At 69.8% G+C, this 10,279-nt stretch carries 8 protein-coding genes; 6 read left to right on the plus strand and 2 right to left on the minus strand.

Annotated features, from left to right (window positions below; translation table 11 throughout):
- Positions 1–49 precede the first annotated feature (49 nt).
- Positions 50–1,771, minus strand: a complete 1,722-nt coding sequence (locus G6021_RS02955) for an AMP-binding protein (RefSeq protein ID WP_182639596.1) — start codon at positions 1,769–1,771, stop codon at positions 50–52.
- Positions 1,772–1,996: 225 nt separating this feature from the next.
- On the opposite strand from G6021_RS02955, the gene G6021_RS02960 reads away from it, so the two are divergent.
- The 5 genes from G6021_RS02960 to G6021_RS02980 all read left to right on the plus strand — a co-directional run bounded on the left by G6021_RS02960 (position 1,997) and on the right by G6021_RS02980 (position 8,825).
- Positions 1,997–3,523, plus strand: coding sequence for a CoA-acylating methylmalonate-semialdehyde dehydrogenase (locus G6021_RS02960; protein WP_182610134.1), 1,527 nt, complete (start codon positions 1,997–1,999; stop codon positions 3,521–3,523).
- 90 nt (positions 3,524–3,613) lie between these two features.
- Complete coding sequence (locus tag G6021_RS02965; RefSeq protein ID WP_182610133.1) at positions 3,614–4,789, plus strand: acyl-CoA dehydrogenase family protein; 1,176 nt, start codon at positions 3,614–3,616, stop codon at positions 4,787–4,789.
- Between the two features lie 3 nt (positions 4,790–4,792).
- Complete coding sequence (gene mmsB / locus G6021_RS02970; RefSeq protein ID WP_179525943.1) at positions 4,793–5,689, plus strand: 3-hydroxyisobutyrate dehydrogenase; 897 nt, start codon at positions 4,793–4,795, stop codon at positions 5,687–5,689.
- A gap of 25 nt (positions 5,690–5,714) precedes the next feature.
- Positions 5,715–6,578, plus strand: a complete 864-nt coding sequence (locus G6021_RS02975; protein WP_179525942.1) for a LuxR C-terminal-related transcriptional regulator — start codon at positions 5,715–5,717, stop codon at positions 6,576–6,578.
- A gap of 810 nt (positions 6,579–7,388) precedes the next feature.
- On the plus strand, positions 7,389–8,825 hold the full coding sequence (locus G6021_RS02980) for an MFS transporter (RefSeq protein WP_241736405.1): 1,437 nt from the start codon (positions 7,389–7,391) through the stop codon (positions 8,823–8,825).
- A 207-nt stretch (positions 8,826–9,032) separates the two neighbouring features.
- On the opposite strand, the gene G6021_RS02985 is transcribed toward G6021_RS02980, so the two are convergent.
- Positions 9,033–9,539, minus strand: coding sequence for a MarR family transcriptional regulator (locus G6021_RS02985; protein WP_179525940.1), 507 nt, complete (start codon positions 9,537–9,539; stop codon positions 9,033–9,035).
- Positions 9,540–9,826: 287 nt separating this feature from the next.
- Here G6021_RS02985 and G6021_RS02990 point away from each other — a divergent pair.
- The coding region (locus G6021_RS02990) for an acyclic terpene utilization AtuA family protein (RefSeq protein WP_182640638.1) at positions 9,827–10,279 on the plus strand (453 nt) is incomplete at its 3' end.

The following is a 10,279-nucleotide window of genomic DNA, read 5'->3' on the forward strand; positions in this document are numbered from 1 at the left end:
GGCCGACCCGGCCCCGCAGCCCGGCCCGCGCGGGCCCGGGAACCGGCCGTCAGCGCAGCGACTCCTCCCGGAACTCGCCGGGGAAGTCCACCGACGGGCCGTTCTCGCTCTCGCCGTTGCGCAGCTCGACGCGGCGGATCTTGCCGGAGATGGTCTTGGGCAGGTCGGTGAACTGGAGACGGCGCACCCGCTTGTAGCCGGCCAGGTGGGTGCGGGAGTAGTCGAAGATCTGGCGGGCGGTCTCCTCGGTCGGCTCCCAGCCGCCGGCCAGGACGACGAACGCCTTGGGGACGCTCAGTCGCACGGGATCCGGGGACGGGACGACCGCCGCCTCGGCCACCGCCGGGTGCTCCAACAGGACGGACTCCAGCTCGAACGGCGAGATCCGGTAATCCGAGGACTTGAACACGTCGTCCGTCCGGCCCACGTAGGTGATGTAGCCCTCGGAGTCCCGCGAGCCGACGTCACCGGTGTGGTAGAAACCGTCCGCGTACGCGGCGTCGGTCCGGTCCTTGTCTCCGTGATATCCGACCATCAGGCCGAGCGGGCGGGGGTCCAGGCGCAGGCAGATCTCGCCCTCGGCGCCCTCTCCCGGGACCTCCTGTCCGGTGGCGGGGTCGACCAGGACGACGTCGAATCCGGGGCACGGGCGGCCCATGGACCCGTCTTTGATGGGCTGGCCCGGGGTGTTGGCGATCTGCACAGTGGTCTCGGTCTGGCCGAAGCCGTCGCGGATGGTCACCCCCCACGCGTCGCGGACGCGCCCGATCACCTCCGGGTTCAAGGGCTCGCCGGCACCCACCGCCAGCCGTGGCGGCACCTGCAGCTGCGTCAGGTCGGCCTGGATGAGCATCCGCCACACGGTGGGCGGGCAGCACAGGCTGGACACCCCGCAGCGGTCCATCTCGCGCATCATCGCCGTGGCGTCGAAGCGGGAGTAGTTGTAGATGAACACGCACGACCCGGCGATCCACGGCGTGAACACGTTGGACCACGCGTGCTTGGCCCATCCGGGCGAGGACACGTTGAGGTGGACGTCGCCCGGCTGGAGACCGATCCAGTACATGGTCGACAGGTGGCCCGCCGGGTACGAGGCGTGGGTGTGCTCGACGAGCTTGGGCTTGCTGGTGGTGCCGGACGTGAAGTAGAGCAGCAGCGTGTCGTCGGCGTGGGTGGTGTGGCTGGGCTCGAAGTCGGGGGAGGCGTCCATCGCACCGGCGAGGTCGGTCCAGCCGTCGGGGGCGCCGCCCACCGCGAACCGCTGATAGTCGCCGGAGATGGCGGCGAAGCGCTCGGCCAGCTCGGAGCGGGCGATCACGTGCTTGATTCCGCCGCGGGCGATGCGGTCGCGCAGGTCGCCCTCGGCGAGCAGGGTGGTGGCGGGGATGACCACGGCGCCGAGCTTGATCACCGCGAGCATGACGTCCCACAGTTCCACCTGGTTGGCCAGCATGAGCAGGATCCGGTCGCCGGGCCCGACCCCGGCCTCGCGCAGCCAGTTGGCGGTGCGGTCCGAGCGGATCCGCACCTCGTCGAAGGAGTACTTCGCCTCGGTCGGTGCGCCTCCGCCGTCGTGCTCCTCGACGATCCACAACGCGGGATCGGTGTTCCCCTCGGCCTCGACGTCGAACCAGTTGAGTGCCCAGTTCCACTCGTCGAGCTCCGGCCACGCGAAGCCGGCCCGGGCGGCCTCGTAGTCCTCCGCGTTGGCCTGCAGGAAGTCGCGGGCGGCGCGGAATCGGGTGGTGGCGTCGGTGGCGAGCGGGGCCATGAAGTCTCCTGACAGCGGGCACGGGTGAGAACGGGCACGGGAAGTGAGTCAGCTCACAGTATGGGCGGCCGGGCGGCTGGCGGTACACCCGAAAGGGGAGGGTCGGGGGCGGCCCCGGGGCCGGGTCCTGGATTACTAGGAGATGCAAGTATAGAGTGATGGTCATCACGGGAGCAGTGGCGCGCGGACATCTCCGGACCGCGGCCTCACGACGAAGGGATGTCCATGTCGGATCTCAGGCAGATCGAGCACTACATCAACGGCACCAGGGTCGCCGCCACGGGCGGCCGAACCCACGAGGTGTTGAACCCCAGCACGGGCAAGGCGCAGGCCGTGGTCCCGCTGGCGTCGACGGCGGAGGTCGACGACGTGATCGCCAAGGCCGCCGAGGCGCAGAAGGCGTGGGCGGCCCAGAACCCGCAGAAGCGCGCCCGCGTGCTCATGCGGTTCGTCGACCTGATCAACCAGAACATGGACGAGCTCGCGGAACTGCTGGCGATCGAGCACGGCAAGACCACCCCGGACGCGAAGGGCGACATCCAGCGCGGCCTCGAGGTGATCGAGTTCGCGATCGGCATCCCGCACCTGCTCAAGGGCGAGTTCACCGAGAACGCCGGCACGGGCGTCGACGTCTACTCCATGCGCCAGCCGCTCGGTGTGGTCGCGGGGATCACCCCGTTCAACTTCCCGGCCATGATCCCCCTGTGGAAGGCGGGCCCGGCCATCGCGTGCGGCAACGCCTTCGTGCTCAAGCCCTCCGAGCGCGACCCCTCCGTCCCGGTGCGCCTGGCCGAGCTGTTCACCGAGGCCGGTCTGCCCGACGGCATCTTCCAGGTCGTCCACGGTGACAAGGAGGCGGTCGACGCGATCCTCAACAGCGAGACCATCCAGGCCGTGGGCTTCGTCGGCTCCACGCCCATCGCGCAGTACATCTACGAGAACGCGGCCCGCACCGGCAAGCGCGCGCAATGCTTCGGCGGCGCCAAGAACCACATGATCATCATGCCGGACGCGGATCTCGAGCAGGCCGCCGATGCCCTGGTCGGCGCCGGTTTCGGCTCCGCCGGTGAGCGCTGCATGGCCATCTCGGTGGCCGTTCCCGTGGGCGAGGGCACCGCCGAGGCCCTGCTCGAGAAACTGGTGCCCAAGGTCAAGGAGCTGCGGGTGGGCCACAGCCACGACCCGAAGTCCGACTACGGCCCGCTGGTCACCCCCGAGTCCAAGGCCCGCGTGTTGGACTACATCGACCAGGGCGAGAAGGCAGGTGCGGAGATCCTCATCGACGGCCGCAGCGTGGGTGCCTACACGGACGAGTTCAACGGCGAGGACATCTCCGGGGGCTACTACGTCGGCCCCACGCTCATGGACAAGGTCACCCCGGACATGAGCGTCTACACCGACGAGATCTTCGGCCCCGTCCTCGTGGTGGTCCACGCCAAGGACTACGAGGAGGCCCTGCGCCTGCCCAACGAGCACGAGTACGGCAACGGCGTGGCCATCTTCACCCGCGACGGCGACGCCGCCCGCGAGTTCGTGTCCAACGTCCAGGTGGGCATGGTCGGCGTCAACGTGCCGATCCCCGTGCCGATCGCGTACCACACCTTCGGAGGCTGGAAGAAGTCCGGATTCGGCGACCTCAACCAGCACGGCCCGGAGTCGATCAAGTTCTACTCCAAGGTCAAGACGGTCACCCAGCGCTGGCCCTCCGGCATCAAGGACGGTGCCGAGTTCGTCATCCCCACGATGGACTGACCGCGAACCGGATCCGCCGCGCAGCTCACCCGCCGCGCAGTTCACCTGCCGCACACCGTACGAACCGGGCACCGTATGAGAGGAACACCCATGTTCACCCTTGATGACGACGACAAGGTCATCGTCGACACCGCCCGCGACTTCTCGGTCAAGCGGATCGCGCCCAAAGCGCAGGAGTGGGACGCGACGCACCACTTCCCCAAGGACGTCCTCCGCGAGGCCGCCGAGATGGGGATGGGCGCCATCTACGTCTCGGAGGACGTCGGGGGCAGCGGGATGCGGCGGCTGGACGGTGTCCGCATCTTCGAGCAGCTCGCCCGGGGATGCCCGTCGGTGGCCGCGTACCTGTCCATCCACAACATGTGCGTGTGGATGGTCGACGAGTTCGGCACCGAGGAGCAGCGCCACGAGTGGATCCCGCGGCTGGCGTCGCTGGAGCTGTTCGCGAGCTACTGCCTGACGGAGCCGGGCGCCGGGTCGGACGCGGCGGCGCTGCGGACGAAGGCGGTGAAGGAGGGCGAGGGCGAGACCGCGGAGTACGTCCTCACCGGCACCAAGCAGTTCATCTCCGGTGGCGGGCAGTCGGACGTCTACGTGGTGATGGCCCGCACCGGGGAGGCCGGCCCCAAGGGGATCTCGGCCTTCCTGGTCCCGGCGGACTCCGAGGGCCTGAGCTTCGGTCCGGACGAGCAGAAGATGGGCTGGAACGCCCAGCCCACCGCGCAGGTGATCATGGAGGGTGTGCGGGTCCCGGCGGCGAACCTCATCGGTGGCGCGGACACCGGCGGCGAGGGCCTCGGGTTCACCATCGCGATGCGGGGGCTCAACGGCGGGCGCATCAACATCGCCGCCTGCTCCCTGGGCGGCGCCCAGGACGCGTACACGCGGGCCGTCGCCCACGTGCGGGACCGTGAGGCGTTCGGCGGCGCGTTGATCGACGAGCCGACGATCCGCTTCACCCTCGCGGAGATGGCGACCGAGTTGGAGGCGAGCCGGCTCATGCTGTGGCGCGCCGCCGCGGCCCTGGACGCCAAGGAGCCGGATCACGTGGAGCAGTGCGCCATGGCGAAGCTCTTCGTCACCGACCGCTGCTTCGACATCGCGGACCGGGCGTTGCAGCTCTTCGGCGGGTACGGGTACCTGGCCGAGTACGGAATAGAGAAGATTGTGCGAGATCTCCGGGTGCACCGCATCCTGGAGGGGACGAACGAGATCATGCGCGTCGTCGTCGGCCGGGCCGTCGCCGCGCGCGGACTGGGAGCGTAGGACATGGACAACCGATCGCAGACTGTGGCGTTTCTCGGGCTGGGCAACATGGGTGGACCCATGGCCGCCAACCTGGTCGGCGCCGGACTCGACGTCAGAGGATTCGACCCGGTCGCCGCGGCGCAGGACGCGGCCCGGACCGCCGGGATCACCGTGTGCGACTCGCCCGCCGAGGCGGTCCGGGGAGCCGGCGTCGTGATCACGATGCTGCCCAACGGTGCGCTGGTGACCTCGACCTATGACGAGGTCCTGGGCGAGGCGGGGGAGGGGACCCTGTTCATCGACTCCTCCACCATCTCGGTCGACGACGCCCGTGCGGTCCACGCCAAGGCCGTGGACGCCGGGATGCTCCAGGTCGACGCGCCCGTCTCCGGCGGCGTCAAGGGCGCGACCGCCGGCACCCTGGCGTTCATGGTCGGCGGGGAGGACGAGGCCTTCGCGGCCGCGCAGCCCGTGCTCGAGCCGATGGCGGGCAAGGTCATCCACTGCGGCGGAGCCGGGGCCGGCCAGGCCGCCAAGGTCTGCAACAACATGGTGCTGGCCGTGCACCAGATCGCGATCGCCGAGGCGTTCGTGCTCGCCGAGGGGCTGGGTCTCGATCACCAGGCCCTGTTCGACGTGGTCACCGGGGCCACCGGCAACAGCTGGGCGCTGCACACCAACTGCCCCGTCCCCGGTCCGGTCCCCACCTCTCCCGCCAACAACGACTTCACGCCCGGCTTCGCCACCGCTCTCATGAACAAGGATCTCGGGCTGGCGCTCGCGGCCCTGGAGAGCACTGGTACGGTCGCTCCGCTCGGCGCGGCAGCGGCTGCCCTGTACGACGAGTTCGCGCAGGACAACGGTGGCAAGGACTTCAGCGCCATCATCACCAGCATCCGCGATTCCTCGCGGAGCTGAACACCTCCACTCTCGGGAGAACACCATGTCCACCCTCCGACCCAAGGATTCAGACGCTGTACTAGGGGCCCTGCGCCGGGCCCGCCGTGATTCCGGTGTGCCCGTCGTCTTCGCCGGCGACGTCACCGGTGAGACCGCCAGACTGAACCGCTTCATCGGGGTCCGCACCGACTCCATGCAGGGGCTGGCCGTGGCCAGGGGCCGTGGGCTCGGTGGTCACGTGATGGCCTCCGGACGACCGGCGACGGTGCGCGACTACGAGGAGTGCTCGAGGATCACCCGCGACTACGCCGACGCGGTGGACCGCGAGGGCTTGCGGGCGATCATCTCCGTCCCCGTGATCGTCTCGGGCGTGGCGCGGACGATCCTCTACGGATCGGCCCGCGTCGCCACCCAGCTCGGCGACCAGGTCACCCGGACGTTCACCACCGTCGCCGCGGACCTGGCCTCGGAGTTCAAGGTCCACGACGAGGTCGATCGACGACTGCGGATGGCCGACCACGCCGCGGCCGAGCAGAACTTCGGGCTGGAATCCTCCGACAGGGAACGTCTTCGTGTCCTCCACGGCGAGTTGCGGGCCATCGCCGCCGAGCTCGGCGATCCGGATCTCCGCGAGAGGCTCCTGGCCGCGGGTTCCGCGCTGGCGGGGGTGGGCCGGACTCCGGACGTGGGCCGGGACCCGGGCCCGGCGCCGACGGTCCTGTCCCCCCGGGAGATCGACGTCCTCGCACAGGTCGCTCTCGGATGCTCCAACGCCGAGGTCGGCGCCCGACTGTCCCTGTCACCGGAGACGATCAAGGCGTACCTGCGCAACATCGGTACCAAGCTGGGCACACGGTCACGGATGGAGTCCGTGGCCCGCGCCCGGCTCCTCGGCGTCCTGCCCTGATCAGTCCTGCCCTGATCGGTCCGGCCCTGATCGCTCCTGCCCTGATCAGTCCTGCCGACCCGTCATGCTCGGATCCGTCCCGGCCGACCCTCAGAGCCCTGAGGGTCGGCCACAGCGGACTTTGACCCCGGTCGCCGGGCGAGTGAGCATCGTGGTCCACGGCAACGTCAGTTCGTCGGGATCGTCGCTGATCCGTACCTCCGGCCTGCACAACGCCGCGACGGCCGCGGACAAGGCGGTCACCGCGATCCTCTCTCCGGGGCACCGGTGGCCGGTGCGAACCCCGGCGCCGCCGTCCGGGATGAACGCCTCGCGATGGCGTGTCGGAGATCCGTCCGACCGTGTCGAGGAGTCTGCTCGTCCGATCGGCGCGCCTGATCGCCCCCCGGACAGACCGGGAGCCCGGCCCCTCGGAACGGCTGTGGTCGTGCAGTCGGTGTGAGCGCGGGAATTCGGCTCGCCGACGCCTGTGGTCCGCCGACGCATGAGGCCAGGCCTCACCGGCGTCCGACGCCCGGTGGTCGGGATCGGTGCCTTCCTTTGGCTCGGGCGCGCTGTTCGCCCGGCACCGTAGGGGTGCTCGACGGGCAGGGAATCCGGTCGAATCGGTCCGGGGCGCTGTGGGCCGGATCACGTCCACATACTTTCGGGTGTATCGGGTGTGGTGGTCATCACATACTGTTCGGCTCAATCGACGCCTATGCGTCGGCGATCACCCGCCTCGCCGGAGGTCAGATACCCGGCGAACCTGACACGACTGGAGTTGTCTTGACGCAGTCCGGAAACACCCCGCCGGGGGACGCGGCACCGCTGTCCCCGAATCTTCCGCCGGTCGAGCAGAAGACCTCGCTGAAGAAGGTCGCCGCCGCGTCCTCGATCGGTACCACGATCGAGTGGTACGACTTCTTCATCTACGGCACCGCCGCCGCGCTGGTCTTCCCGGCCCTGTTCTTCCCCGACCAGAACCCCGCGACGGCGACGCTGTCCTCGTTCGCGACCTTCGCCGTGGCGTTCTTCGCCCGGCCCGTCGGTGCGGCGATCTTCGGCCACTTCGGTGACCGGATCGGTCGCAAGAACACGCTCGTCTGGACCCTCATCATCATGGGCGTGGCGACCGTTTTCATCGGTCTGCTGCCCGGGTACAACACGGGGGCGTTCGGCGTCTTCGAGGGCGGCATCGGCATCTGGGCACCGACCCTACTGGTGGTGTGCCGCTTCTTCCAGGGCTTCGCGGTCGGCGGCGAATGGGCCGGAGCCACGCTGCTCACGGCCGAGTACGCCCCCGAGGGCAAGCGCGGCATGATGGCCATGTGGCCGCAGCTGGGCGTGGCCTTCGCGTTCTTCCTCTCCTCGGGGACGTTCCTCGTCTTCTCGCTCGTCGCCGGTGGCGGTGCAGACCTCGACAGCCCCTTCATGCAGTACGGCTGGCGTATCCCGTTCCTGCTCTCCGCCGTCCTCGTGCTGGTCGGCCTGTGGATCCGTCTCACGGTCGAGGAGACCCCGGTCTTCCGCCAGACCCAGGCGAGGGAGGCCAAGGAAGCCGCCGAGACCGCGGCTGCGGACAAGGCCGCGAACAGGGTCACGGCCCCCAGGACGCTGCCGTTCGCCGATGCGCTGCGGTACCAGTGGAAAGAGATCCTCATCGCGGGTGGTGCGCTCACCTCGCTGTTCTCGCTCTTCTACATGGGCACCTCGTTCCTCACGAACTACGCCACCGCCACCCTCGGGCACTCCCGCCCGTTCGTCCTGGGCATGGGCATGATCGCCGCGCTGATCTTCGGTGCCGCCATCGCGCTGTCGGCGATGTACTCGGACAAGATCGGCCGGAGGAAGGTCATCGGCACCTCGGTCGGACTGGCCATCCCGTGGACGCTGTTCGTCTTCCCGATCCTCGACACCGGGTCGACCTTCGCCTTCGGTCTGGTGCTGTTCGTCACGCTGATCATCTTCGGTATCGCCTACGGACCGGCCGGTGCACTGCTGCCCGAGCTGTTCCAGGCCCGCTACCGCTACACCGGCGCCGGGCTCGGCTACAACCTCGCCGGCATCCTCGGTGGCGCGCTGCCGCCGCTGGCAGCGGCCGCGATGATCGGGGCCGGCAACACCTTCGGTGTCGGTCTGATGCTCTCGGCGCTGTCCGTCATGTCGATGGTCTGCATCTTCCTCATGACCGAGTCGAGCAAGAACATCATCCACGCCGATGCCGAGCCGGACGACTCCCGCCTCATCGCCACCGAGATGCCGTGACCCTGGTCTGACGACCCCCATCGAGGACCCACGACACGGATCCTCCCAAGAACAGCCGCGCCCGGCCCCACCCGAGAGGGGGCCGGGCGCGGTGCTGTCCGCGGCCGGGCGTGGTGCAGGTCGCGGGGCGGGTCGTGGTGCAGGTCGCGGGGCGGGGCGTGGTGCAGGTCGCGGTGCTGAACCGTGAGGGCGTCGGGCCCCCGGTCGTCAGAAGTCGCCGGCGGTCTGCCGGAGCGACGAGATGGCCTCGATCAGCGCCGACTGCTCGGACGGGTCCATCCCGGGATCGGAGAACACGCCGGCGTTGAGCGCGGCGGTGGCCTCGGAGACCACGCGCCTGCCCTCGGCGGTGATCTCGACGAGGGTCGTCCGGCCGTCGGTCGGGTGTGGGCGTCGCTCGACCAGCCCGGCGTCCAGCAGACGCTTCATGGCGCTGGTGACGCTGGTGACGTGCACCTGCAGTCGCTCGGATGCCTTGGTGATGGGCAGCGAGCCGGACCGGGAGAAGGCCAGCAACCGGAGGAGTTCGTACCGGGGGAACGACAGGTTCCACGGCCGCAGCGTCTCCTCCACCCGGGCCAGCAGGATCTGGTGCGCGCGCATGACCGACGTCACGACGGTCATGCCCTGGGCCGCATCGGTCCATCCCTCACGTTCCCAGTTGGCACGGGCCTGGTCGATGCGGTCGGGAATCGGGGCGGTCCTGGGGGGCACGGCTCACTCCTGGAGGACACGTCGGGCGTCTGATCAGGCGAGTCTATCGGTAGCGACCCCGCGACACGGGTGCGACTGGCGGACTCGCCCGGCACCCCGTCGGCCGGAACCTCGGTACCCCGCCGGCCGGCGCCGCGGGATCCCCTCGACCGCGCCGTGGCCCGCCCGGACCACGGGAGCGCTCCGCCTATGCTCGGGGAGGCGTTCGCGTTCCACCCCCGCCTCGTCCCGAGCGAGAGCATGCTGGGGTGGTCGAACGACCCGACCGACAAGGAGCCGCAGGACCGATGACGAGCACCCAGAGACCTCTGCGTATCGGCAACGTCTCCGCCTCGCGGACGGACCGCGCCACCGCGACCGCCGAGTTCCTCTCGGCCGCGTCGCTGGACGTACTCGCGCTCGACATGCTCTCGGACGAGGCCATGTTGGAGCTCGCCGAGCAACGCGCGCAGGGCGATCCGGGTCACGAGCGCGCGCTCCTCGTGCAATTGGGGGAGTGCCTCGACCTCGTCGGAACCGGGGGCGTGCGGATCGTCACCAACGCGGGCGCCCTCGATCCGGGTGGGCTCGCCGAGGCCCTGCGTGCCATGGCCGCCGACGCGGGGGTCGAGCTGTCGGTGGCATCGGTCGACTCCGGTGACGTGACCGACCGCGCCGTCGAACTCGGGCTCGGAGAGGCCGACGTCGCCACCGTCAGGCACGGCGCGTTCGGGATCGCGCGGGCCCTCGCCGCGGGAGCC

The sequence above is a fragment of the Dietzia sp. CW19 genome, from assembly GCF_014145265.1.
Classification (GTDB): Bacteria; Actinomycetota; Actinomycetes; order Mycobacteriales; family Mycobacteriaceae; genus Dietzia; species Dietzia natronolimnaea.